Source organism: Labrenzia sp. 5N, from assembly GCF_012395805.1.
Lineage (GTDB): Bacteria > Pseudomonadota > Alphaproteobacteria > Rhizobiales > Stappiaceae > Roseibium > Roseibium algicola.
On record NZ_JAAZTM010000016.1, the window covers coordinates 516,562 to 541,570 of the forward strand.

Sequence of the window (25,009 nt, forward strand, 5' to 3'; positions counted from 1 at the left end):
GAGAACTCCGGGGCGATCAGCCGTCGTTTGATCCACCTAAAGACATGAGGCCGGGTATTTGACTGTCTGGAAAGGAAAAAATCCGGTATCGATTGAGACCGCCAAGCGGGTACGCCAACGACTGAGCGGATCGATCGATATGCATGGAACCTTCGACATGGCGATCCTGTCTCGCCTGCGGTTCAAACAGCTTGCCCTTGTGGCGAGCCTGGAAGTCACGACCAATCTGCACGAATCCGCGCGCGAGCTGAACCTTTCCCAGCCCGGGGCGACAAAACTTTTGAAGGAAGTGGAGGACACGCTCGGGGTCACGCTGTTCGAGCGTCTTTCCAGGGGCATGAAACCAACGGCCTATGGCGTGGTGGTTGCCCGGCATGCTCGCCAGATCATTTCCGAGACCGGGCGGCTGAAGGCGCAATTGTCGGCGATGCAGCGCGGCGAATATGGCAAGGTGCGGCTTGGCGCGATCATGGAAGCCTTGCCGGGGCAGGTATCCGAGCTTCTGATGAACCTGATGGAAACCAACGTCGGCCCGCAGATCAGCCTGATGGTGTCGACTTCCGACAATCTCATTTCCGCGCTCAACGAAGGTGCGCTGGATATCGTGCTGGGGCGGCCAGTGGAACATCTCGACATGACCGGCATTCGGTTTGAACCGCTCTGGCAGGAGAGGCTCGCTGTCGTGGCGGCGCCGTCGCATCCTCTGGTGTCAAGCAAGCAGCTCAGTCTGGTGGACCTTGGTGATTTCAGCTGGATCCTTCAGCCAAGGCCCAGCCCGATGCGCATGTCGATCGAGCTTGCTTTTGCTCATGCGGATCTGCCCGCACCGCATTACGGCCTTGAAACGTCGTCGATGCTGATGACGACGCTGGCGGTCGGAAAAAGCGACATGCTGGCCGTTCTGCCGCAATCGGTTGCCGACTACTATCAGGAAAACGGCCTGATCCGGATTCTGCCGGTCAGGCTGGAAGAGCACATGAGCCGATACGGGCTTTTGATCCCGAACAAGGATGAATTCGATCCGGAAGTCGAGGCCCTGGTCTCGCTCATTCGCGCCTCTGTCTGACCGGGAAGGGGAAACCCTCCCGGCCTGTCTTTTCTGGTCAATACTCCTGGGTCAGACGATCCCGCCGCCGGCCCCGGAAACTTCCGGGCGGATCTCCGCGACCTTCTGCCGGTATCCTGCACTCCGGTAGGCCGCAACAGGGTCGACAGCGCCGCCGTTTTCCAGTCTTGCCATGGCCAGGATCGGCTCGACATCGGTGCGGAAAGCGGCTTTCAGCGTGGTTGTCGCCATCAAGGCGTCATTCGTGTCCTGAAAACCGTCCAGGGCAGACCTGTCGACCAGCAGTGCCTGGGCATAGGCGCGCTGCACCTCCATGGCGGAGACCATCAGGCTTTCGATGGGGTCGGTCACATTGTGAGACTGGTCGAGCATATGCGCCGGGTCGAAGCCTGGCGCCTTCCGCGTTTCGGCGTCCACCAGTTCGTTGAACACCAGGAACAGCCGATAGGGGTCGATGGAGCCTGTATCCAGATCGTCATCGCCATACTTGCTGTCGTTGAAGTGGAAACCGCCGAGCTTGCCAAACTGGATCAGCCGGGCAACGATCATCTCGATATTGGCGTTGGGGGCATGGTGGCCGAGATCGACAAGGCAGTAGGCCTTCTCACCCAGTTCTTGCGCGATCATGTAGTTGGTGCCCCAGTCCTGCACCACGGTGGAATAGAAAGCCGGCTCATACATTTTGTGCTCGGTGAACAGCCGCCAGTCGTCCGGCAGTTCCGCATAAATGGCTTTTGCCGCATCCAGATACCGCTCGAACTGACGTGTGAAGTTGGCCTGGCCGGGAAAGTTCGATCCGTCGCCGATCCAGATGGTCAGGGCCCTGGAGCCGATGGCCTTGCCGATCTCGATGCATTCCAGATTGTGCTCGACAGCCTGCCTGCGCGTGCCGGCATCCGTATGGCTGAGCGAGCCGAACTTGTAGGAAAGAGGCTGGCCGTCCTGATCCTGAAAGGTGTTGGAGTTCATGGCGTCAAAGCCAAGCCCGAGCGAACTTGCCTTGGCCTTCAGCTCTGCCGGGTCGGCCTTGTCCCAGGGAATGTGCAGCGAAACGTTTGGTGTTGCGCGGGTAAGCTGCTGGATGACGCTGCAATCTTCCAGCTTGTCGAAGATATGGCGCGGTTCGCCCTTGCCGGGAAACCGCGCAAAGCGCGTGCCGCCGGTGCCGACACCCCAGGACGGCACCGCGACGCCATAGGCGGCGACCTTCGCCTTGATCGCATCGATGGAAACGCCGCGCCGGTCGAGCCTTTCACCCAGGGTTTCATAGTCACGCTTCAGGTCGGCTGTGCGGGTCTCGTTTTCCCCGGCAACCAGCGATGTGTCGATCATCATGAGAAGATCCTTTCCCGGATTTTCTTCGATCCGTTTGTTCCAAGATCACTTCCCCCAAGCCACTTCCTCATCCTGAGGAGCGAGCTTGCTCGCGTCTCGAAGGATGGGCGGCAAGCTCTGATCGTGTGGCCCATCCTTCGAGACGGACCTGACGGTCCTCCTCAGGATGAGGGAAGATGTGGTTCGATTACCTTGAAGATTGCTACCGCGTGAACGCCTGAACGTTGCCGGCGTCGACGTTGATGATGTTCCCGGTCGACTTGGCGGAAAACTCGGAGGCGAAAAAGTAGGTTGCCTCGGCGATGTCTTCCGGCAGCACGGACAGTTTCAGCAGCGAGCGCTGGCGGTAGTGTTCCTCTAGCTCCGACGTGTCCTTGCCGTAGGCTTCTGCGCGTTCCTTCAGCCAGTCACCGGACCAGATCTTGGAGCCGCGCAGGACAGCATCCGGGTTGACGACATTGACGCGGATTCCCTCCGGAGCACCTTCCAGGGCAAGGCAGCGGGCGAGGTGCAGTTCGGAAGCCTTGGCCGTGCAATAGGCGCTGGCACCGGGAGACGCGGCGAGGCCGTTCTTCGATCCGATGAACACGATGGAGCCGCCGACCCCTTGCGTCTTCATGACCTTGAAGGCCTCACGGGACACCAGGAAGTATCCGGTCGACAGGATCGACATGTTCCGGTTCCACAGGTCGAGCGTGGTGTCCTCGATCGGGGCGGAAGACGCGATGCCGGCGTTGGAAACGAGAATGTCGACACCGCCGAATTCCAGCGCCGCTCGGGCAAAGCTATCTGCAACTGCGTCTTCGCTGGTGACATCCATCGTCACCGTGCGCACAACGTCTCTGGAATAGCGGGCGGTGAGATTGTCGGCAGCGGCCCCGAGTGCGTCCGCGTCGATGTCGGCCAGCACCACACAGGCGCCTTCGCGCAGGAAGCGTTCAGCGGTGGCCGAGCCGATGCCACCGGCGCCGCCGGTGACCAGCGCGATCTTGCCTGCAAGGCTCTTGGGTTTGGGCATGCGCTGCAGCTTGGCTTCCTCCAGAAGCCAGTATTCGATGTCGAAGGCTTCCTGTTCCGGCAGGCCGCGATAGGTGGAGACGCTGGAAGCGCCGCGCATGACGTTAATGGCGTTGGTATAGAATTCGCCTGAAATGCGTGCCGTCGCCTTGTCCTTGGCGAAGGTGATCATGCCAACGCCCGGCACCAGGTAGACAACGGCGTTCGGGTCGCGAAGGGCGGGGCTGTCGTCGTGCTTGCAACGGTCATAATAGGCCGCGTAGTCGTCACGGTAAGCTTCCGCTGCCTGACCGAGCCCGGCAAGCGTTGCCTCGATGTCCGGGGTCGCGGGATCGAAATCGACCACGAGCGGGCGGATCTTGGTGCGCAGGAAATGATCCGGGCAGCTTGTGCCGAGGGCGGCAAGGGCTTCCATGTCATTGGCGCAGACGAATTCCAGCACAGCGTCGCTGTCGTCGAAGTGACCGACCATATGTTGCTTGCCGGAAACCATCCCCCGGATTGCAGGCATCAGGCGGGCGGCAACCCCACGCCGGTCCGATGGAGCCAGGGCGCGGTGTTTCGAGCCGCCGAAAGCATCTTTTCCTGCCGTCTTTTCCTCAAACCAGGCAATCGCCTTGTTGATGATCTCCAGGGTGGTTTCGTAGCAGGTCCTGGCGTCGTCAGCCCATGTAAAGAGGCCATGGCTTTCCAGAACGACCCCGCGGGCCTCCGGATTTTCCAGGCAGAATTTTTCCAGCCACAGGCCCAGTTCGTAGCCTGGTCGTTTCCAGGGCAACCAGCCGATGTCGGCGCCGAAAATTTCCTGCGTGATTGCCTTGCTGTCGCTCGCCGCTGCAATGGCGATGATTGCGTCCGGATGCATATGATCGACATGGCTTTTCGGCACATAGGCATGAAGCGGCGTATCGATGGAGGCGGCGCGCGGGTTCAGGTTGAAGGTGCAATGGGGTAGGCAGGCGACCATCTCGTCTTCGAACTCGACACCGCGATAGAGCCCTTTAAGTGCCCGCAGCCTGTCCATGTAGAGTGTCGCAAAACCATCCATCTTGATGGTGCCGACATCGCCGCCGGAGCCCTTTACCCACAGTACCTCGACCTGATCGCCGGTGAGGGGATCCTTTTCCATCGCCTTGGCGGAGGTGTTGCCGCCACCGTAGTTGGTGATGCGCTTGTCGGAGCCCAGGAGGTTGGAGCGATAGAGCAGCAGCTCCGCTTCGCTCATGCCGGAAGCCTTCTGGTCATCCCACAGGTTTGCAAGCCGGGAACCGGCAGCGGAATTCAACATCTTTTCCTCCCAGGTAAGCCTGACGGCTTGCGTCTCGTTGTCTAGAAACTCGCTTGAACGGATCGGGTTGTCAATCAAAAACGATCAATATCAATCATATTGCGCTGCAAAATGATCATTTTTGATTTTTTATGATTGACATTGACCGGTGTTGGTGGAAACGTTTGATCAATGGGAGGACCAGATGCACGAGAAAGAACGCCACAGGATCATATTGTCCGCAGTCCAGGATCGTCCGGTCGTGACGGTGCAGGAGCTGGTGGCGTTGACGGATTCCTCAGAAGCGACCATCCGTCGCGACATTGCCCAGCTGCATGTGCAGAAGAAGCTGCGCCGCGTGCGGGGTGGGGCTGAGAGCATTCATCCGCCGCAGTTCGTCGGGCTGGCGGGGCGTCCGTTCAGTGTCAACGAAACGATCAACATCGCTCAGAAACGCGCAATCGCGCAAAAGGCGGTGGAGCTGTGCGAGGATGGCGATGCCATCATCATCAACGGCGGCACAACCACCTTTCAGATGGTGCATCCGCTGGCAACCAAGCGCTGCCAGGTGTTCACCAACTCGTTTCCGATTGCCGAGCATCTCCTCAAGAATTCCAAGAACACCATCATGCTCTCGGGTGGGGTGATCTATCGTGAACAGAACATCATCCTGAGCCCCTTCGACAATGACGTGACCCGGAACTTCTACGCGACGCGCATGTTCATGGGGGCCCAGGGGCTTGGGCCGCTTGGGCTCATGGAGGCCGATCCGTTGCTCATTCAGGCCGAGCAGAAGCTGATCGGCCAGGCGGATGAACTGGTGGTTCTGGCGGATTCATCGAAATTCAGCGCGCGTTCCAGCCTGATCCTGTGCCCGCTCGAGCGGATTTCCACCGTCATCACCGATGACAGGATCCCAGACAGCGCGGCCAACATGCTGGAACAGGCCGACATCCATCTGATCGTGGCGGAAACAAGCGCCGCACAGACCAAGGCAACCTCGAACGGGTAGCCGGCACACTGTCCGGACCTTGGGAGGGGCCGGCAGCACTTTAGGGAGGAAGACCATGAAATTGCTCAAGTCACTTCTGGCGGCAACAGCAGTCGCCGCCGTCTGCATCGCCGCACCGGCCAGTGCCGCGGAAAAACGCATCGCCCTTGTCGTCAAGGCGCTCGGAATCGGCTTCTTTGAAGCTGCCGCGAAGGGCGCTGAAGAGGCTGCCAAGGAACTCGGCGATGTCGAGATCATCTACACCGGCCCGACCGACACGACCGCAGAAGGTCAGATCGAGGTCATCAACGCGCTGATCGCCCAGAAGGTGGATGCCATTGCAATCTCCGCCAACGATCAGGACGCCCTGGTTCCGGCACTGAAGAAAGCCATGGACCGCGGCATTACCGTTATTTCCTGGGACAGCGGCGTTGCGCCGGAAGGTCGCCAGCTTCACCTCAATCCGTCGTCCAATCCGCTGATCGGCAACATGATCATCAAGCTGGCCGCCGATCATCTGCCCGATGGCGGTGATGTTGCCGTCCTGTCCGCGTCCGCAACCGCCACAAACCAGAACATCTGGATCGAGGAAATGAACAAGGTGAAGGACAATTATCCGGGCATCAACGTGGTTGCTACCGTCTATGGCGACGACCTTGCCGACAAGTCCTACCGTGAAGCCCAGGGCCTGATGCAGACCTATCCGGACCTGAAGGCGATCATCGCGCCGACGTCCGTGGGTATCGTTGCCGCAGCTCAGGCGGTCTCTGACGCTGAAAAAGCAGGACAGGTCAACGTGACCGGGCTCGGCCTGCCGTCAGAAATGGCTGGCCACATCGCATCCGGTGCATCCAAGTCGTTCGCTATCTGGAACCCGATCGACCTTGGCTATTCGGCAACCATGCTGGCCTACAACCTGTCCACCGGCGCCGCGGAAGCAAAGCCGGGCGCGGAAATCCCGATGGGCCGTATGGGCACGCTGACGCTCAACGACAGCAACGAAGGCGCGATGGCGGACCCGTTCGTCTATGACAGCTCCAACATCGACGACTTCAAGGACATTTTCTAAGCTAGTCGCCAGGACCGGACTATAGAAACATGTCAGACCCGGTGCCATGCGCACCGGGTCTTTGAAACCAGCAACGAAACTCCAGGCTCCGGGAAATGGTCATGCTTGCGAACACGCAGGGCATAGCGGACACGCATCCGCAAACGGAAGACGGCGCGGGGCCGGTACTGACGCTCAGCGGTATCTCCAAATCGTTCCCGGGCGTGAAGGCGCTTTCCGAAGTGTCGCTGGAGCTGTTCCCGGGGGAAGTTACTGCCCTGGTGGGGGAAAACGGCGCGGGTAAATCCACCATTGTGAAGATCCTGACCGGCATCTATCAGCCGGACGAGGGCGCAATCGCGATCAATGGCACACCGGTTTCCTTTCCCACTGCCCAGGACGCGGGCCGGGCAGGGGTGACGGCGATCCACCAGGAAACCGTCCTGTTCGACGACCTGTCGGTGGCAGAAAACATTTTCATCGGCCATGCGCCGAAAACCCGTTTCGGGCTGATTGACCGCAAGGAAATGCTGCGCAAGGCACAAGCGCTGCTCGACCGGGTCGGCGCCAGGATCGATCCGAATGTCACGCTGAAGGATCTCGGTATTGCCAACAAGCACCTGGTGGCGATTGCCCGGGCGCTCTCCATCGACGCCAAGATCGTCATCATGGATGAGCCGACCGCCTCGCTGTCCCACAAGGAAATTGAGGAAACCTACGAGCTGGTGGAACGCCTGAAGGCGGAAGGCAAGGCGATCCTCTTCATCAGCCACAAGTTCGACGAGATCTTCCGCATCGCGGACCGCTACACGGTTTTCCGGGACGGCCAGATGGTCGGCAAGGGCAAGATCGAGGCTGTTTCCGAACAGGAGCTGGTCAAGCTCATGGTCGGCCGGTCGGTCGACCAGGTTTTCCCGAAACGGGCATCGCAACTGGGTGAGGAAGTGCTGAAGGTTGTCGGTTATTGCCACCCGACGGAATTCGAGGACATCGGTTTCACGCTTCGTGCGGGAGAGATCCTTGGGTTTTACGGCCTTGTGGGGGCCGGGCGCAGCGAATTCATGCAGGCGCTGTTCGGGGTGACCAGGCCTTCCAAGGGGGCAATCCGGATAGACGACAGGATCGCCGTCATTCGCGATCCCAACGAAGCCATCCGGCAGGGCATCGTCTATGTCCCGGAAGACCGGGGCAAACAGGGGGCCATCAAAGGCCTGCCCATTTTCCAGAATGTCTCGCTGCCGTCGCTCAAGGAGACCTCACGCAAGGGGTTCCTGCGGCTTGCGGAGGAATTCAAGCTGGCCCGCGACTACACGCGGCGGCTGGACTTGCGCGCAGCAGCTCTTGACCAGGATATCGGCGAACTTTCAGGCGGCAACCAGCAGAAGGTTGTCATCGCCAAATGGCTTGCGACCAAACCTCGGGTGATCATCCTGGACGAACCTACCAAGGGCATCGACATCGGTTCCAAGGCCGCGGTGCATGAATTCATGGCGGAACTGGCCGCCGAAGGTCTGGCGGTCATCATGGTGTCGTCCGAAATTCCGGAAATTCTCGGCATGTCCGACCGAGTGATTGTCATGCGGGAGGGGCGTATCGCCGCCGAATTTGAAGGTGCTGACCTGACGCCGGAACATCTGGTGCGGGCAGCTGCCGGCATCACGGAGGTGCGCACATGATCCGATCGCTGATGAAATCGCGCGAGACCATTCTCGCCGGAGCCATCCTGGTTCTGGTGCTCGCGATCGCCACTCGCTTTCCCGGCTTCGTCGCGCCGTCCAACCTGGCGAATGTCTTCAACGACACGGCTCCGCTGATCATTCTGGCACTCGGCCAGATGGTGGTGATCCTCACCCGGTGTATCGATCTGTCCGTCGCCGCGAACCTTGCGCTCACCGGCATGGTGGTCGCCATGCTCAACATGGCCATGCCCGGTCTGCCGGTGCCGGTTATCCTGGCCCTGGCGATCTGTCTTGGGGCCTTGATGGGGCTCGCGAACGGACTGCTTGTCTGGAAGCTGGATATTCCGCCTATTGTCGTCACCCTTGGCACCATGACCATCTACCGGGGCATCATCTTCGTTATTTCCGGCGGGGAGTGGATCAACGCCCATGAGATGAGTGACGCCTTCAAGGGCTTCCCGCGTGAGGTCGTGCTCGGTCTGCCGGTTCTGTCGTGGATAGCGATCGCCGTCGTGATCGGGTTCATCGTTCTGGTCGGGCGGACACCACTTGGCAGGGCTTTCTTTGCCGTTGGCGGCAATCCGCACGCGGCGGTCTATACGGGCATCAATGTTGGCCTCACCCAATGCGCGGCCTATGTCATTTCCGGCGCGCTTGCCGGTCTCACCGGCTATCTCTGGGTTGCCCGCTATGCTGTTGCCTATGTCGATATCGCCGGCGGCTTCGAGCTTGAGGTGGTCGCGGCCTGTGTCATCGGCGGGATCTCGATTGCCGGCGGCATCGGGTCTGTCGGCGGGGCCCTGCTCGGTGCGTTGTTCCTCGGTATCGTCAAGAACGCCCTTCCGGTGATCAATATCTCGCCCTTCTGGCAACTCGCGATTTCCGGCAGCGCAATCATCATCGCCGTAGCCTTCAACGCCACGTCCAACCGGACCAAGGGCCGGGTGATCCTGAAAAAAGCGGAGCACGCAGCATGAGCCTCGCCACCCCAGACACCGGCGCGCATGGGCGTCAGATTCCGGACAGGCTGAAGTCGCCGCTGCAGCGGTTTCTGGTGAGCTGGGAACTGCTGCTACTCGTGGTCGCCGTCGCCGTCTTCACGCTGAACAGCTTTGCCTCGCCTTATTTCCTCGACCCGTGGAACCTCTCCGACGCGACCTTCAATTTCACCGAAAAGGCGATGATCGCCTTTGCCATGGGGCTATTGATCATTTCTGGCGAGATCGACCTTTCGGTTGCCTCGATCATTGCACTTTCGTCAACGGCCATGGGCTTTGCCGTCCAGATGGGGGCCGATACGCCGGTTCTGGTGTTGATCGGCCTCGGCACAGGGCTGTTGTGCGGTGCCTTCAACGGCTTCCTGGTGACCGGCTTCGGCCTGCCGTCCATCGTTGTGACCATCGGCACCATGAGCCTGTTCCGCGGCATTTCCTATATCGTGCTCGGCGACAAGGCCTACACCGGCTATCCGTCCGACTTTGCCTTTTTCGGGCAGGGCTACGTCTGGTGGGTGATCTCCTTCGAGTTCGTCCTGTTCGCGCTGCTGGCCATTGTTTTCGCTGTCATTCTGCACAAGACGAACTTTGGCCGGGCGGTCTATGTTGTCGGCAACAATCCGGTCGGTGCGCTTTTTTCCGGTATTCGCGTGCCGCGGGTCAAATTCGCACTTTTCCTGCTCACGGGCCTTATGTCGGGTGTTGCCGCCATATGCCTGACCTCGCGTCTCGGGGCGACAAGACCATCGATTGCCTTCGGCTGGGAGCTTGAGATCGTGACAATGGTGGTGCTGGGCGGCGTCAATATTCTCGGTGGCTCCGGCTCCATTCCGGGTGTGGTGATCGCTGCCTTCGTCATGGGCATGGTCACCTTCGGGTTTGGCCTGCTCAACGTACCGGGCATCGTCATGTCGATCTTCATCGGTCTGCTGCTGATTGCCGTCATTGCCTTGCCGCGCATCGCCCACCGGGTTCTCGCAAAACGGAAGGCCTGAACCATGGAAAAATATGCCTTCAAGATGAAGCTCAATCCGGGCATGGAAGCGGAATACCGGAAGCGCCATGACGAAATCTGGCCGGAACTGGTGGCCTTGTTGAAAGACGCAGGCATCAGCGACTATTCAATTCATCTGGATCCCGAGACCGACATCCTCTTCGGCGTGCTTTGGCGCCAGGATGGCCACAAGATGGACGATCTGCCGAACCACCCGGTGATGCGGAAATGGTGGGCACATATGGCCGATGTAATGGCGACCAAGCCGGACAACGAACCAGTGGCAACACCGCTCACAACCGTCTTTCACATGGATTGAGCGTTGATGGCAGCGATCCGGAATGTGGGCGTCATCGATATCGGCAAGACCAATGCGAAGGTTGCCGTGGTCGATCTGGACCAGCGCAGGGAACTTGGCGTCCTGACGCGTCCCAACTCGGTCCTGCCGGGGCCGCCCTATCCGCATTTCGACCTGGAAGGCCACTGGGATTTCATCTGCGAGGCGCTGGCGGAGCTGCACAAGGCCCATGGTATCGATGCCCTGTCGGTGACGACGCATGGTGCCAGCGCCGTTCTTCTGGACGCGGAAGGGAACCTTACCGCGCCGATGCTGGACTATGAATTCGCCGGCCCGGACGACCTGGCGGCCGCCTATGATGTGATCCGGCCGGACTTCGCGGAAACCGGGTCACCCAGGCTCGGCATGGGCCTCAATCTGGGGGCGCAACTCCATTGGCAACTGAAAACGGACCCGGGTCTGCTTGACCGGGTGGCGACGGTTCTGACCTATCCGCAATACTGGACCTTCAAGCTCACCGGCGTTCTTTCCAACGAGGTGACTTCGCTCGGCTGCCATACCGACCTCTGGTGCCCGTCCGAAAACCGGTTCTCCTCGCTTGTGGACCGGCTCGGTCTGGAGGAGAATATGGCTCCCGTGCGCAAGGCGGGTGATCGTCTCGGGTCCGTCCTGCCGGAGGTTGTGGCCCGGACCGGATTGCCGAAGGATATTCCGGTCGCCTGCGGCATTCACGATTCCAACGCTTCGCTTTATCCGCATCTGATCCTGCGACAGCCTCCGTTTTCGGTCGTCTCTACCGGCACCTGGGTGATCGTGCTGGCGATAGGAGGCGGCCGGGTGCTCCTCGACCCGTCCCGCGACACGCTGATCAACGTCAACGCTTTCGGTGATCCTGTGCCTTCGGCAAGGTTCATGGGGGGACGTGAGTTCGACATGATCCTGAAGGGACGTGAGAAGGGCTGTTCGGAAGAACAGATTGATACCGTGCTTTCTCGCGAGATCATGCTTTTTCCCGCTGTCGACCCACGTTCCGGCCCTTTCCAGGGCAGCGAGTATCACTGGAGCGTGGATGAGACGCTCCTGAGCGACGGCGAATGCTTTGCGGCTCTGTCCTTCTATCTGGCGCTGGTGACGGCAGAGTGCCTGGCGATGACCGGAGCAGAAGGTCCAATTGTTGTGGAGGGGCCGTTCGCTCAGAACGGGCTTTACCTTGACATGCTGGAGGCTGCGACCGGGCGGCCGGTTGAAGCATCGGCAGGGTCGCTCACCGGAACCAGTATCGGCGCCGCGTTGCTGGTAGCAGACGGTGATACGGAAAAACGGCCGCAGGCTGGCCCACGCGGACGCGGCGGCGAACGTCTCTCTCGGCTGAAGCAATACGCTGGGAAATGGCAAGAACAGCTCCAGTGAGCGAACTGCCATCCCCTGATACGCACGGCTTTTCCCTTTTCCCGGCAGCCTTGATCCGCTATGTCAGCGCAAAGACAGCGAACCCAACAAGCCGCCGAGCTTCTCAAATGAACGATATTGCCGACAGTACCGACATCGACGTACCCGCGTTGCTTCGCAATGCACCTGCGAGCGTCGAGTTCAAGAAGCTGAGAAAGCGCCTTTTGCGCCAGGCGCGTGAGGCGATTGCCGACTTCGGGATGCTGCCGGAAGGGGCTTCGCAGGAAAAGCGGCCGAAGTGGCTGGTCTGCCTGTCTGGTGGCAAGGACAGTTACACGCTGCTGGCGGTGCTGATCGAACTGAAATGGCGTGGTCTGCTGCCGGTCGACCTGATCGCCTGCAATCTGGATCAGGCTCAGCCCGGTTTTCCGGCGGACATCCTGCCGAAATTCTTCGAGGACAACGGTATCGAGCACATCATCGTGCGCGAAGACACCTATTCCATTGTCACCGACAAGATCCCCGAGCACCGCACCTATTGTTCGCTGTGTTCGCGCCTGCGCCGCGGAATTCTTTATAGGATCGCACGGGAGCAGGGCTGCGAGGCCATCGTGCTCGGCCATCACCGGGAAGATATTCTGGAGACGTTCTTCATGAACCTCTTCCACGGTGGCCGTCTGGCCTCCATGCCGCCCAAGCTGATCAACGACGAGGGCGATCTTCTGGTGCTCCGCCCGCTTGCCTATTCTGCTGAAAGCGACATCGCACGCTTTGCCAACGGCATGCAGTTCCCGATCATTCCCTGCAATCTCTGTGGCTCGCAGGACGGCCTGCAGCGCGAGGAAGTCAAACGCATGCTGCAGGGCTGGGAAAAGGCAACCCCCGGTCGCCTTGGCGTCATGGCCCGCGCCCTCGGCCACACCCGGCCGTCGCATCTCCTCGACCGCTCGCTCTACGACTTCGTCAACCTGCGCCCTGCCGAGGGTGGGGTAGAGGTGAGCGGCGAAGCAGAAGAGCCCTGTGGCGCAAGCCTGGCGATGACGGCAAAGCTGTTCGCAGCGGAGTGACCTTCTGAGGCGTATCCGCGGTAACAACAGCGTTCAGATAGCCCCATTCCCTATCCCCCCACGCTCCCTGTCATTGCCGGACTTGATCCGGCAATCCATTCCCTGGCCTTTCAAAATGGATAGGCGTTGCCGTGTCGTTTTGCATCGGCATGGATGCCATGGTCGAGCCATGGCATGACGAGGGTGTGGCACGGAAAGGGATGATCTCGCAGCTCAGCCTGCTCCATAATTGTCACACGTCCTTGGCTTGTCATCCCGGTTTGTCGCACCAGCGACAAGACCGGGATCCAGTATGCCCTGTAATTGGACTTCTAAAAAGAAATGTATTTCAATATCTTATCGGTTTTCCGCTGGGGTGAGGCCTGTGAGCGCGGAGACGTGCATCTATTGAAAACGATATGAGCCTCTTGCCCACTTCCAGCGCGCAGGTGAGCGCTTGACCTGACCGGAATAGCCACGGGCCTATGCTGCAAACAGGTCTCGCAGCCAGGTTTCCACCCGTTGAACCGCCGGTTTTCGCGGAGAGGAATTGTCCCGGTTCAGCAGGTAATGGGTGCGCATGGAAGGCAGCCCCGGGGCCAGAGGGGTCGTCAGCCGTCCGCTTCCCGCCAGCCGGGCTGCAACCTTGCCCAGCAGCAGGGCGACACCGCCGCCGGCAGCCGCCAGTTCAACCGCCGCGAGGGAGGTGTCGACGGTGACGCCCGAGTGTCCGGATGGCTGCGTGAGGGACTGAGCTTCGAAAAAACGTGGCCAGTGATCGTCGAAGCCGAGAATGTGAATGCGTGGAAGATCCATCAGATCCGCCGGTTCCTTCAATCTTTCGGCCAGCGCTGGATGACACACCGGCACGATCTTTTCCGGTCCCAGCGGTTCTGCATGCACACCGGGCCAATTGCCTGTGCCGAGGCGGATCTCGATGTCGGTGCCGGTCTCAAGGGCCGTGTCGGCCCAGATTGCCGACAAGAGCCGGATGTCCAGTTCAGGATGGGTCTTCTGGAACTCCGCCAGGGCAGGGGCGATGATGAGAACAGTTTCGGAAATCGGAGCGCGAATGGTTACGGAGCCGGCCGTTCGGTTGCCGAAGAGCCTGTCCGTGGATACGGCAAGGTCCTGCAAGGCCTTGCGTACCGACGGCAGATAAGCCCGGCCGCTGGCGGTAAGCTCCAGCTTTCGCGTCGTGCGTTCGAAAAGCTGATGGCCGAGCTGGCTTTCCAGTGCGCTGATGTGCGTGCTGACAGCGGCCTGGGTGAGGCCGAGTTCCGCGCCCGCTGCGGTGAAGCCGCCCAGCCGGCTGACGGCTTCGAAGCTTCTCAGCCATACGAGATTGGGGAGTGCCGACATTCTTTTCATTCATAAAATTAGTTTGGTAATTGGCTGAATTAATATCATTTCTCTATTTCATAGGCGAGGCGCAAAGTGAAGGCATCAAACTCTGTTTCACGAAAGGCGCCTCTCATGCGGGTCGGTTTCATCGGATTGGGCAATGTCGGCGGCAAACTGGCTGGCAGCCTGCTGCGCAATGGTCTTGAGGTCATGGTGCTGGACCTCAATCCGCTGCTTATGGAAAGCTTTGCGGCCAGGGGAGCCAGACGCGGTGAAAGCCCGAAGGAGCTTGCAGAAAGCTGCGATGTCGTCATCACCTGCCTGCCCAGTCCGGCAGCCTGTGCTGCGGTCGTGGAAGGTCCGGACGGTATTCTGGAAGGTATTGGCCCGGGCAGGATCTGGGCGGAAATGTCGACAACGGATGCCGGCGAAGTGCGCCGTCTGGCAGGGCTTGTTGTCGCCAGAGGGGCGGAGGCGATCGAGTGCCCTGTGTCGGGCGGCTGCCACAGGGCTGCTACCGGAAATATCTCGATCTTTGCCGGGTGTCCGCGGGAAACCTTCGAGCGCGTGCTGCCGCTCCTGACCGTTCTGGGGCGGCGCGTGCTGCACACCGGCGAGATCGGCTCGGCATCTGTTCTGAAAGTCGTCACCAACTATCTGGCAACGGCCAATCTGGTGTCTTTGGTCGAAGCGCTGACCACCTGCAAGGCAGCCGGAATGGATCTTGGCACGGCTTACGAGGCAATCCGGATTTCCTCAGGTAATTCGTTCGTCCATGAAACGGAGAGCCAGGTGATCCTCAACGGCTCGCGCGACATCTCCTTCACCATGGATCTTGTTGCCAAGGACATCGGCCTGTTCCAGAAAATCGCAGACGATCATCAGGTGCCGCTGGAAGTGTCACCGCTTCTCAACCGGATTTTTGCAGACGGGATCGACCGCTACGGTCCGCGGGAATTGTCGCCCAACATCATCAAACGCCTTGAAGATGCAACCGGTCTTGATATCCGGGCACCGGGTTTTCCGGATGAGATGGTTGACGAGGAGCCGGAAGAAGCCGGATATGAGGTTATGCCAAGAAGTGGCGACGACATGAAACTGAACAGACGGGAAGCAGCAGGCGGATGATTGAAAAGCGGCAGTTCTATATCGGTGGATCCTGGGTCGATCCGGTCGAGGCAAAAACGCTCGAGGTGATCAACCCGGCGACGGAAAAGCCGGTTGCCGTGATCTCCCTGGGCAGTGCCGCCGATGTGGACAAGGCGGTTGCTGCAGCCAAGGCCGCTTTTGCAGGCTGGTCGGAAACAAGTGTCGAGGAACGTGCCGCGCTTCTTGAGCGTGTCATCGCGATCTACCAACGCCGGTCGGAGGAAATGGACGAGGCGATCCGACTTGAAATGGGGGCGCCGCGCAGCTTTGCGCGCGGCAGCCAGACACCTGCCGGATCCGGCCACCTGGAAGCGACACTGGAAGCCCTGAAGCATCATGTGTTCGAACGTCCCAGCCCGCGTGGCGGCAGCGTGCTGCGGCACGAACCGATTGGCGTTTGTGGCTTGATCACACCCTGGAACTGGCCGATCAACCAGATTGCGGCAAAGGTCGCGCCCGCGCTTGCTGCTGGTTGCACCATGGTGCTGAAGCCAAGTGAAATTGCGCCTCTCTCCGGGCTTCTCTTCGCCGAGATCCTGGATGAGGCCGGCTGCCCGGCTGGTGTTTTCAATCTGGTAAATGGCGATGGACCGGGTGTCGGATCTGCAATGTCCTCGCATCCGGATATCGACATGATGTCCTTTACCGGTTCGACCCGTGCCGGCGTCGCGGTCAGTCAGAATGCTGCACCGACGGTCAAACGTGTTGCTCTGGAGCTCGGCGGCAAGTCGGCCAATCTGCTCTTTGCGGATGCGGACCTGGAAACGGCCCTGCGCACGTCGCTGTCGGGCTGCTTTTCCAACACCGGTCAGTCCTGCGATGCACCGACCCGTCTGCTCGTGGAGCGAAGCGTCTATGACGAGGCTATTGCGCTTGCCGGAAAGATTGCGGCGGAAACCAAGGTCGGGGATCCGGCGGAGGAGGGAGGTCACATCGGGCCGGTGATCAGTGACCTGCAATACGAAAAGATCCAGGGTCATATCGAGCGCGGTCTGGCAGACGGTGCCCGCCTTGTTGCCGGAGGTCCGGGCAAACCGAAGGGGTTCGAGACAGGATATTTCGTTCAGCCGACAGTCTTTGCCGATGTCACCAACCAGATGTCGATTGCCCGTAACGAGATCTTCGGGCCCGTGCTGGTGATGATCCCGTTCGAGACGGAAGAGGAGGCTGTCGCGATTGCCAATGATACGCCTTACGGCCTTGCCGCCTATATCCAGACCGGCGATCCGGAACGGGCGAAGCGCGTAGCCCGCAAACTGCGTGCGGGCAGCGTCTATATCAACGGCAACAGCCCGGACTGGGATGTGCCGTTCGGCGGTTACAAGCAGTCCGGCAATGGCCGCGAATATGGGGAATTCGGCCTGGAAGACTTTCTGGAACTGAAAGCCATTACAGGCTGATACCAGGCAGCGGACGCACCAGCCATTGCTGATGGCTGGAGATGGCGAAGGGACCGGCTGGCCGGCCCCTTTTCCGCAAGCGTGTCTTGAACCTTACAAAACGACGATCTGGGATCCGTCAGCAACCCGGCTGTAAAGATCGATGACGTCCTGGTTGATCAGGCGGACACAACCACTGGAAACGGCAGAACCGATGGTCCAGTATTCGCCCGTGCCGTGGATACGGTAGAGCGTATCCTTGTTGCCCTGGAAGATGTAGAGCGCTCTTGCACCCAGCGGGTTTTCGATGCCCGGGGGCATGCCACCGTTACGCCAGCTCCATTTTTCCAGTTCCGGCTGCCGCTGGATCATCTCTTCCGGCGGTGTCCATTTGGGCCAGGCGGCCTTGCGGGCGATCCGCGCACGGCCGGACCATTCGAACCCGGCACGACCCAGGCCGACGCCGTAGCGCATCGCCTTGCCGTTTTCCTGGACGAGGTAGAGGTAGTAGTTGCTGGTATCGACGACCAGCGTACCGACCTTCTCGCTGGTCTGATAGTCGACCTGTTTGCGATAGTAGCGTTCCGGTACCTTCTTCAAATCCGGAGCAGGGATCGGAAACTGCTCTTCCGGCATCGCACGGTACATGGCAAGGACGGACGGATCCTGCCAGGGGGCAAGTGGCTGCTGGGGAGCGGTCGTCATACAGCCGCTGACGGCGAGCCCTGTAAGGCTCGCCGACCCGGCAAGAAATGATCTTCTTGTAAGGTTCGTCATTTGAAGGCTACTGGCCTGTTTCTAGATAAGGGACGGGAGGATCGGCCGGATTCTGGCCGAGGGTGTAAACCGTGTATTGCGCCGTCGGGTCGTCGCCCATGCCAAGCGACCCCTGGGGCATGCCTGGAACCGCGATACCGCGAATGTCCGGACGCTCCGACAGCATTTTTTCAACCGCTTCCAGCGGCACGTGTCCTTCGATGATGTATTTCCGGTCACCGCCGGTCACCGCCGTGTGGCAGGCCTGCATGTCATCCGGAATGCCTGCCTGCGCCTTGATGGAGCTCAGGTCTTCCATATCGTGAACGGCGACCTTGTAGCCGGCAGCCTCGACAGCCTCGGTCCACAGCTCGCAACAACCGCACCAGGGTGACTTGTAGACCGTGATTGTGGTGTCTTCCGCAGCCCAGGCGACCGAGGTCAACGCCAGGAACCCACCGGCAAGTGCAAAAGCGAAAGGTCTTCTAGACATGGTCGGCCTCCTTTCGTGCGTGCACATGGCATGGCTTGCCCATGACACGATGCAGAATCACATGCATGGCGACGCAGCCGAACGTCGGCACGGCCAGCAGCAACGCTTCACCAGCCGTCAGTCCGGTCGGTGCGGAAACGATCAGCAGACCGGTCACCACCGCCATCAGCAGGCAGCAGCCGAACATGAAGAGATTGTTCCTGTTCAGATATTTTTGAGTTCGAAATACAGGCGCGGCATAGGATGTCTGTGTACCGTTTTCCTGAAGACTCATGATTTTTTCCTGTCTTTCAGGCGAACTGTTCTCATGCCGGTCAATTGTGCCCCGGCAAGATGTCGTTCAACCTTCCAATAGTGTTGGCTAAGCCGGAACTTTGTGTTCCGTTTGATTGTCAGCCTTTAATGGGAGGTTGATCTTCCGCGGACGGCAGAGCGTCCGTCAGGACGGGAGGTGACGTGGTTTCCGGCCCGGTCACCGCGGATTGGAATTGCAGCGCCACAACGGAGAAATGAGACAGGCAATCCGGGCCGCACCCGAAGGGTTTGGTGGTTTTTCCGGTCTGGCTGTCCGGTTGGCAACATTGGGCATGATGCGCGGTAAATTGCACCGTCTTTGCGGCCAGGTCCGTTTCCACCGCCATAGAGCGTTCCAGAGCGCGAATGCTCTTTGGAACATGCGTGTAGGCTGCGGCGGTTGTGACCCCGGCAAAAAAGCAGATCAACAATGTGATCAAGACGTTGCGCATTCAATCTCAGTACCCGACAGGAGTCTCAATTTCCATACCTTGGCTACTCACAAGCGCGTAATCGCGAATTGAGGTCAAACCGTGGCTTGCCACGAAGTCTGCCCCGGGTACCACCTATGCGTTTTTTGCAAGTGTCGGCGACTGAGGCGCCACACAGGTGTGAGCAGAGGGGGCGCGTGCATGTGCACTGGACAGCTCGCCATGTGTTCCATATCTCTTTTTTATGACCGTGCACGCGCAGCAAACCTCGAACGACTACGGGATCCTTGTGGAACCGCTTGCCGGCGAAGTGACGGCCTGGCGGGGGGACCAGTTGCTGGCGCGGTCTTCAAAGGCGCGGGTGATGTATGAAACCCGGCTTGCACCTGCGATCTATTTCCCGCGCGACGACGTTCTGGCAGACCTCGAACCGGCGCCGGAGCGCAGAACCTTCTGCCCGTTCAAGGGAACGGCTAGCTACAGCCACGTCCGGATCGGCAATGAAACGCTGGAGAACGGCGCCTGGAGTTATCTCAATGCGTTGCCGGAAGGAAAGGCGGTTGATGGCCTTGTGGCCTTCATGCCGGGTGTGGCGAGCCGGGTCGATTTTCAGGGCGCCCCGATTGATCCGTTGCCTGTCGGGAACATCACGGGGCCGACAGTCGATTGGCTGCTGCGCGAAGCCTGGGCCGCGAAAACGCCGGAAGAACTTACAGCCGCCCTTGGCCGGAAACTGGTGGAGGACGGGATAGCCGTCTGCCGAATCAGCATCCTGATCTGGTCACTGCACCCGATGATTGCCGGCCGTCATTATGTGTGGACGCGCGACGACGATACCGTGCAGAGCTTTGCTCCGTCCTACGAGACACTGGAGAGCCCGGCCTTTCGCCTGAGCCCGCTTCAGCATGTGGCCGACGGTTTGGGAGGCATTCGGCAAAAGATCGATTCGAACCCCGACGAGTTCAATTTCCCGATCATGGAAGACCTCAGGCAGCAGGGCGTTACCGACTACGTCGCCATGCCGCTGCCTTTTTCCGACGGGCGGATCAATGTGATGACCCTCGCTTCGGATCATCCTGCCGGTTTCACCACGGCAAACCTCGGACTGGTTTTCGAATGTTCGGCCCTTATCAGCCGGCTATTCGAGGTATTTGCGCTGACCTCCAATGCGACATCCCTTCTGGAAACCTATCTGGGCAAGCGGACAGGCGCGCGGGTTCTGGGCGGCGATATCCGGCGTGGGGACGGTGATGTCATCGACGCGGCGATCCTGTTCTGCGACCTCAGGCATTCCACTCGGCTCGAAACGGAGCTTGGCCGGCAAGCCTATGTCGGTGAACTCAACCGTTTCTTCGAAGTCACGACAGACATCGTCAACGCGCATGAAGGCGAGGTCCTGAAATTTATCGGCGATGCAGTGCTGGCGATTTTCCCTGCGGGCGTCGGCCTGGAAGAGGCCTGCCGGCAAGCAGTTGCCAGTGCCGAGGAGATCGTTCGCCGTCTGAAGGTGCCAGACCCGGATACAAAGGGCATCTCCATGCACTGTGCGATCGGCATCGCCTTTGGTGAGGTCACCTACGGCAATGTCGGGTCAAGGGAGCGGCTTGATTTCACGGTAATTGGCCATGCAGCCAACATCGCGGCACGACTTGGGGATTACGGCAAGGTTATCGGGCAGGAGATCGTTGCGACGGCGGAAGTGGCCCTGGAAGCTGGGCTGCCTTCAATCCCGCTCGGATCGGTCGACCTGCACAATGTCGCCGGGCCTGTGGCAGCGCATGCGGTCACGACGCGGGATGACTGAGCAAAAGACCTGAATTCTTCAAGTCGGCCAGCTTACAAAGACCATTGCCACTCTTGCTTCGGAGATCTTTTCGGGAAGCGGCAACGTTTCAGGGGATGCCTGTCACCATCTGCCAGGTGCTGAGCAAGTGAACGCTCAGCCTGAAGCGCGCCGGAATTCAGCGGACGGTGTGTTCTCCGTCAAATCCGCCCATCGGCTGGTTGCGGACAAGGATTACGAGGCCTTCCTTGCTGGGCTCGGCATCCTTCAGTGCAACGCCGCCGTAGTTGGCGCAAAGTTCTTCGGCACTCTTGGCTTTGGCTGGTGTAAACATGGTGAGCGCCTGGCAGTCGACGCGGCGCAGTTCGCCATCGGTCTTTACGCCACCAGACATGACGATGCCGGCTCCGACAAGTGCCAGAACGAAAGTGGAGGTGGCAGCAACTGCAATCTTGTTCATTGTCCCCGGTCCCATTTCCCGGCCCCGTTGTTTGATGGAGCCCTGCGATATGGTCGGAGAATGGCGGAACGCACCTGTACTCACCCTGAAATCCGCATTCACCTTGCGTTCAGCTTAGGTGATTCGGCAATTTTTGCCGAGATGGTGCCTGCATTCGACCGCAACCGATTCCGGTTAACATTGGATAAAGTGCAAGTCCAAGTGGTTTTGACGGGGTTTGAGCCCGATTGGCATCATTCTGATTTACCCGGCGAATGGTTCCGGAGTGCCTTATGGCACCCGTCATTCCGAACAAGTGTAGCGAAACTGCGTGCCGATCCGGAAATCAGATGTCATCGCGAGCAAAGCGAACTCTTTATTTCAATCGAATGCCGCGCCTCGGGCGCGAAATATGTCTGGATTCCGGATCGGCGTTCGGCGTTGCCTCTCTTGTCCGGAATGACGGGAAGGTGAGGCGCAACTCAATACGCCAAAAAGCGCATCTTGAACCGTCGCCCAATCCTCTCCCTCACCATCGTCATCCCGGACAAGCGAAGCGCGAGCCGGGATCGGAGAGTCACCTGCGGTCAGGGATCCCGGTCGTTTCATGCCGCAGCCCGGCGTTCCATTTCCGGATTATCACCAGTGCGGGAACCCTCTGAGACACGAAAAAGGGGCGGTAGAACCGCCCCTTGAAAGCCTCGATCGGAACCTGCAGCCGGCTCAGGCGGTCTGCTGAGTGGTCTCGATGCCTTTTTCGGTGAGAAGGCCCTGCAGTTCCTGGTTCTGGAACATTTCGCGGATGATGTCACAGCCACCGACGAATTCACCCTTCACGTAAAGCTGCGGAATGGTCGGCCAGTTGGTGAATTCCTTGATGCCCTGGCGCAGATCGTCGTCTTCCAGAACGTTGATGCCTTTGTAAGGAGCGCCAACATAGTCAAGGATCTGTACGACCTGACCGGAAAAACCGCACTGCGGGAAGTTCGGCGTGCCTTTCATGAAAAGCACAACGTCGTTGGTGTCGACTTCGTTCTTGATCCAGTCCTGGATGCTCATGGGTCCGTCCTTTGTCTCTTTGCCGCCTATCTGGCGAGATCCGGCGGCAGATTCAAGTGCTCGCGCTGCCTGCGCGGCAATGTGTCAACTCAATCCGGTGCCTTGGTCTGAAGCGCGAGGGCGTGCAAAGCGCCGCCCATGTTGCCTTTCAGCGCCTCGTAAACCAGCTGATGTTGCTGCACGCGGCTCTTGCCCCGGAAGGATTCCGAGACAACATTCGCTGCATAGTGATCGCCGTCTCCAGCCAAATCCCGGATCTCGACCTGAGCATCGGGCAAAGCCGCCTTGATCAGGGTCTCGATCTCATTTGCGTTCATCGGCATCGTGCGTCCGTCCTGTTGTTAAGTTCCTGAAGGTCAAACGGCTTATGCCGTTGCCATGTAATTCGGGAACCAATCTTCGTGCGCTTTTTTCAAGTTTGCAACGGATATGGTGAGTATGCCTTCAACAGTCAAATCCGTGCCACCGGTGGTGCCGATTTGTTGAACGTCGATACCGCCGTCCAGAATGTCTTCCAGAACGGCTTCCACCTTGTCCTGGGAAACGGTGACGACGTAGCGTCCCTGGTCTTCACCGAAGAGCGCGGCATGGGCCGGCCCATCGATCTTGACCGTTGCGCCGATGCCGCCGGACATCGCCATCTCGGCGAGAGCGACACCCAGGCCGCCGGAAGAAATATCGTGTACAGCCGTCAGACGGGCCGCGCCGATCAGCTGGCGAACCAGCGTGCCGCGGCGCTTTTCTGCCGCCAGGTCGACCGGCGGCGGAGCGCCTTCCTCACGACCCAGAATATCCGCGAGATACTGGGATGCGCCCAGATGGGTGCCCTTGCCACCGATGAGCAGGATTGCGTCACCTTCGTTTGCAAAGGCCGCACCTGCGCGCACCGTGACGTCCGGCAGCAGGCCGACACCGCCAATGGCCGGGGTCGGCAGGATCGCTTCGCCATGGGTCTCGTTATAGAGCGACACGTTGCCGGAGACGATCGGGAACTCTAGCTCCCGGCAGGCTTCGCCGATGCCTTTGATACAGCCGACGAACTGGCCCATGATTTCAGGCTTTTCCGGGTTGCCGAAATTCAGGTTGTCGGTTGCAGCCAGCGGTTCGGAGCCGACGGCGGTCAGGTTGCGCCACACTTCGGCAACGGCCTGCTTGCCACCTTCAAACGGGTCCGCCTCGCAATAGCGCGGTGTCACGTCAACGGAGAAAGACAGGCCCTTGCGGGTGCCTTCCACGCGGATGACACCGGCATCACCACCAGGCGTCGCGGCCGAATTGCCCTGGATCAGCGTGTCGTATTGTTCATAGACCCAGCGGCGGGACGAGCCGTTGGCGTTGCCGACCAGGGTCTTGAGAGCTTCGGCATAGTCCGCCGGTTCCTCGATTTCGGACACCGACAGAACGGGGCGCTTTTTCGGCTCGACCCAGGGACGATCATATTCGGGGGCTTCGTCACCGAGTTCCTTGATCGGTAGATCGGCGACGACTTCGCCTTGGTGCTTGACGATGAAACGCAGCGTGTCGGTGGTCTTGCCGACGATGGCGAAGTCGAGGCCCCATTTCTTGAAGATGGCTTCGGCTTCGTGTTCCTTTTCCGGACGCAGGACCATGAGCATGCGCTCCTGGCTTTCCGAAAGCATCATTTCGTAGGCGCTCATCTGTTCTTCGCGCACCGGAACCTTGTCCAGGTCCAGCTCGATGCCGAGGTCGCCGCTGGCGCCCATCTCGACGGCGGAACAGGTAAGACCGGCCGCACCCATGTCCTGGATGGCGATGACCGCACCGGTTTCCATCAGCTCAAGGCAGGCTTCCAGCAGGCATTTTTCGGTGAACGGGTCGCCGACCTGAACGGTGGGGCGCTTTTCTTCGATCGTATCGTCGAATTCCGCCGAGGCCATGGTTGCGCCGCCGACACCGTCACGGCCGGTCTTGGCGCCGAGATAGACGACCGGCAGGCCGACGCCTTCGGCCTTGGCCAGGAAGATCGCATCCGATTTTGCAAGGCCTGCCGCAAAGGCGTTGACCAGGCAGTTGCCGTTGTAGCGGGCGTGGAACTCGACTTCGCCGCCGACGGTCGGAACGCCGAAGGAGTTGCCGTAGCCGCCAACACCGGAAACGACGCCGGAGACGAGGTGACGGGTGCGCGGATGATCGGGTTCGCCGAAGCGCAGGGCATTCATGGCCGCAACTGGACGCGCACCCATGGTGAAGACGTCACGCAGGATGCCGCCGACACCAGTCGCAGCGCCCTGGTAAGGCTCGATGTAGGACGGGTGGTTGTGGCTCTCCATCTTGAAGACCACGGCCTGGCCATCGCCGATATCGACCACACCCGCGTTTTCACCCGGGCCCTGAAGCACGCGCGGACCTTCGGTCGGCAGGGTCTTCAGCCATTTCTTGGAGGATTTGTACGAGCAGTGCTCGTTCCACATGGCTGAAAAGATGCCCAGCTCGGTGAAGGTCGGCTCGCGGCCGATCAGTTCCAGGATGCGCTCATATTCATCCGGCTTCAGACCGTGGGAAGCAATCAGGTCGGGCGTGATCTTGATGTCGTTCGGGATCATGACGTTTCACTGTTTTTGGCCAGTGTTTCTGGCCAATGGGTGGGGCCGCGACGGCACGGGCAGACGATGATGCCGCCGTTTAGCAGATTGTCCCCCAATTTGGGAGCCTTGCGGTGCAAAGAAATTCGACAAATTTGATCGCGGGCGATGCGATTGGCCTTGCAGACGTTCTTCCACCTGACAGCGCAGTGCA

Annotated in this window: 24 protein-coding genes; 13 read left to right on the forward strand and 11 right to left on the reverse strand. The window is 59.8% G+C overall.

The annotated features are described in order from the left end of the window. Window positions 1-58 precede the first annotated feature (58 nt). Window positions 59-1,066 carry a LysR family transcriptional regulator gene (locus HEP89_RS18245; protein ID WP_168692693.1) on the forward strand — a complete coding sequence of 336 codons (1,008 nt, stop codon included), beginning with the start codon at window positions 59-61 and terminating at the stop codon, window positions 1,064-1,066. A 51-nt stretch (window positions 1,067-1,117) separates the two neighbouring features. On the opposite strand, the gene rhaI is transcribed toward HEP89_RS18245, so the two are convergent. Continuing rightward, window positions 1,118-2,401, reverse strand: a complete 1,284-nt coding sequence (gene rhaI / locus HEP89_RS18250) for an L-rhamnose catabolism isomerase (RefSeq protein ID WP_168692694.1) — start codon at window positions 2,399-2,401, stop codon at window positions 1,118-1,120. A 202-nt stretch (window positions 2,402-2,603) separates the two neighbouring features. Continuing rightward, entirely contained in the window at window positions 2,604-4,706 is a 2,103-nt protein-coding gene (locus HEP89_RS18255; RefSeq protein WP_168692695.1) for a bifunctional rhamnulose-1-phosphate aldolase/short-chain dehydrogenase, read from the reverse strand. Window positions 4,707-4,890: 184 nt separating this feature from the next. On the opposite strand from HEP89_RS18255, the gene HEP89_RS18260 reads away from it, so the two are divergent. From HEP89_RS18260 to ttcA, 8 genes are all read left to right on the forward strand, one after another. Then, a complete protein-coding gene (locus HEP89_RS18260) occupies window positions 4,891-5,697 on the forward strand; it encodes a DeoR/GlpR family DNA-binding transcription regulator (RefSeq protein ID WP_031269240.1) in 807 nt (268 codons plus the stop codon). Between the two features lie 55 nt (window positions 5,698-5,752). After that, entirely contained in the window at window positions 5,753-6,745 is a 993-nt protein-coding gene (gene rhaS / locus HEP89_RS18265; protein ID WP_023000853.1) for a rhamnose ABC transporter substrate-binding protein, read from the forward strand. Window positions 6,746-6,846: 101 nt separating this feature from the next. Beyond that, window positions 6,847-8,400, forward strand: coding sequence for a sugar ABC transporter ATP-binding protein (locus tag HEP89_RS18270; RefSeq protein WP_168692696.1), 1,554 nt, complete (start codon window positions 6,847-6,849; stop codon window positions 8,398-8,400). Further along, window positions 8,397-9,380, forward strand: a complete 984-nt coding sequence (locus HEP89_RS18275) for an ABC transporter permease (protein ID WP_168692697.1) — start codon at window positions 8,397-8,399, stop codon at window positions 9,378-9,380. The genes HEP89_RS18270 and HEP89_RS18275 overlap by 4 nt, the downstream gene beginning before the upstream one ends. Further along, on the forward strand, window positions 9,377-10,393 hold the full coding sequence (locus HEP89_RS18280) for an ABC transporter permease (protein ID WP_168692698.1): 1,017 nt from the start codon (window positions 9,377-9,379) through the stop codon (window positions 10,391-10,393). The genes HEP89_RS18275 and HEP89_RS18280 overlap by 4 nt, the downstream gene beginning before the upstream one ends. A gap of 3 nt (window positions 10,394-10,396) precedes the next feature. Beyond that, window positions 10,397-10,711 (forward strand): L-rhamnose mutarotase, encoded by a 315-nt coding sequence (gene rhaM / locus HEP89_RS18285; protein ID WP_055655087.1) that lies wholly within the window; start codon window positions 10,397-10,399, stop codon window positions 10,709-10,711. A 6-nt stretch (window positions 10,712-10,717) separates the two neighbouring features. Continuing rightward, window positions 10,718-12,100, forward strand: a complete 1,383-nt coding sequence (locus tag HEP89_RS18290; RefSeq protein ID WP_077292532.1) for an FGGY-family carbohydrate kinase — start codon at window positions 10,718-10,720, stop codon at window positions 12,098-12,100. A gap of 107 nt (window positions 12,101-12,207) precedes the next feature. Next, complete coding sequence (gene ttcA / locus HEP89_RS18295; protein ID WP_023000859.1) at window positions 12,208-13,146, forward strand: tRNA 2-thiocytidine(32) synthetase TtcA; 939 nt, start codon at window positions 12,208-12,210, stop codon at window positions 13,144-13,146. A gap of 462 nt (window positions 13,147-13,608) precedes the next feature. On the opposite strand, the gene HEP89_RS18300 is transcribed toward ttcA, so the two are convergent. After that, window positions 13,609-14,487, reverse strand: coding sequence for a LysR substrate-binding domain-containing protein (locus tag HEP89_RS18300; RefSeq protein ID WP_168692699.1), 879 nt, complete (start codon window positions 14,485-14,487; stop codon window positions 13,609-13,611). A 114-nt stretch (window positions 14,488-14,601) separates the two neighbouring features. Between HEP89_RS18300 and HEP89_RS18305 the strand changes: the two genes are divergently transcribed. Both HEP89_RS18305 and HEP89_RS18310 read left to right on the forward strand, forming a co-directional pair. Further along, the gene (locus HEP89_RS18305; protein WP_168692700.1) at window positions 14,602-15,597 is read left to right on the forward strand and encodes an NAD(P)-dependent oxidoreductase; all 996 of its coding nucleotides are present in this window, start codon (window positions 14,602-14,604) and stop codon (window positions 15,595-15,597) included. Then, window positions 15,594-17,018, forward strand: coding sequence for an aldehyde dehydrogenase family protein (locus tag HEP89_RS18310; RefSeq protein WP_168692701.1), 1,425 nt, complete (start codon window positions 15,594-15,596; stop codon window positions 17,016-17,018). Before HEP89_RS18305 ends, HEP89_RS18310 begins: the two co-directional genes overlap by 4 nt. Window positions 17,019-17,111: 93 nt before the next feature. Here HEP89_RS18310 and HEP89_RS18315 read toward each other — a convergent pair whose 3' ends face one another. The 4 genes from HEP89_RS18315 to HEP89_RS18330 form a co-directional block, all read right to left on the reverse strand. Next, a complete protein-coding gene (locus HEP89_RS18315) occupies window positions 17,112-17,702 on the reverse strand; it encodes a L,D-transpeptidase (RefSeq protein WP_077292536.1) in 591 nt (196 codons plus the stop codon). Window positions 17,703-17,781: 79 nt separating this feature from the next. Beyond that, window positions 17,782-18,246 (reverse strand): DUF411 domain-containing protein, encoded by a 465-nt coding sequence (locus tag HEP89_RS18320; protein ID WP_168692702.1) that lies wholly within the window; start codon window positions 18,244-18,246, stop codon window positions 17,782-17,784. Further along, entirely contained in the window at window positions 18,239-18,520 is a 282-nt protein-coding gene (locus HEP89_RS18325) for a hypothetical protein (RefSeq protein WP_168692703.1), read from the reverse strand. Before HEP89_RS18325 ends, HEP89_RS18320 begins: the two co-directional genes overlap by 8 nt. A 118-nt stretch (window positions 18,521-18,638) precedes the next feature. Next, a complete protein-coding gene (locus HEP89_RS18330; RefSeq protein ID WP_062488373.1) occupies window positions 18,639-18,992 on the reverse strand; it encodes a hypothetical protein in 354 nt (117 codons plus the stop codon). A gap of 268 nt (window positions 18,993-19,260) precedes the next feature. Here HEP89_RS18330 and HEP89_RS18335 point away from each other — a divergent pair, with 268 nt between their 5' ends. Then, window positions 19,261-20,775 (forward strand): DUF427 domain-containing protein, encoded by a 1,515-nt coding sequence (locus HEP89_RS18335; protein WP_209014752.1) that lies wholly within the window; start codon window positions 19,261-19,263, stop codon window positions 20,773-20,775. Window positions 20,776-20,932: 157 nt separating this feature from the next. On the opposite strand, the gene HEP89_RS18340 is transcribed toward HEP89_RS18335, so the two are convergent. Beyond that, entirely contained in the window at window positions 20,933-21,214 is a 282-nt protein-coding gene (locus tag HEP89_RS18340) for a hypothetical protein (RefSeq protein ID WP_023000868.1), read from the reverse strand. Between the two features lie 60 nt (window positions 21,215-21,274). Between HEP89_RS18340 and HEP89_RS18345 the strand changes: the two genes are divergently transcribed. Beyond that, window positions 21,275-21,667 (forward strand): hypothetical protein, encoded by a 393-nt coding sequence (locus tag HEP89_RS18345; protein WP_168692705.1) that lies wholly within the window; start codon window positions 21,275-21,277, stop codon window positions 21,665-21,667. A gap of 249 nt (window positions 21,668-21,916) precedes the next feature. Here HEP89_RS18345 and grxD read toward each other — a convergent pair whose 3' ends face one another. The 3 genes from grxD to purL form a co-directional block, all read right to left on the reverse strand. Continuing rightward, window positions 21,917-22,252 (reverse strand): Grx4 family monothiol glutaredoxin, encoded by a 336-nt coding sequence (gene grxD, locus HEP89_RS18350; protein WP_023000869.1) that lies wholly within the window; start codon window positions 22,250-22,252, stop codon window positions 21,917-21,919. Between the two features lie 89 nt (window positions 22,253-22,341). Further along, complete coding sequence (locus HEP89_RS18355; RefSeq protein WP_006932469.1) at window positions 22,342-22,575, reverse strand: BolA family transcriptional regulator; 234 nt, start codon at window positions 22,573-22,575, stop codon at window positions 22,342-22,344. Window positions 22,576-22,617: 42 nt separating this feature from the next. Next, complete coding sequence (purL, locus tag HEP89_RS18360) at window positions 22,618-24,816, reverse strand: phosphoribosylformylglycinamidine synthase subunit PurL (protein ID WP_168692706.1); 2,199 nt, start codon at window positions 24,814-24,816, stop codon at window positions 22,618-22,620. Between the last annotated feature and the right edge of the window lie 193 nt (window positions 24,817-25,009).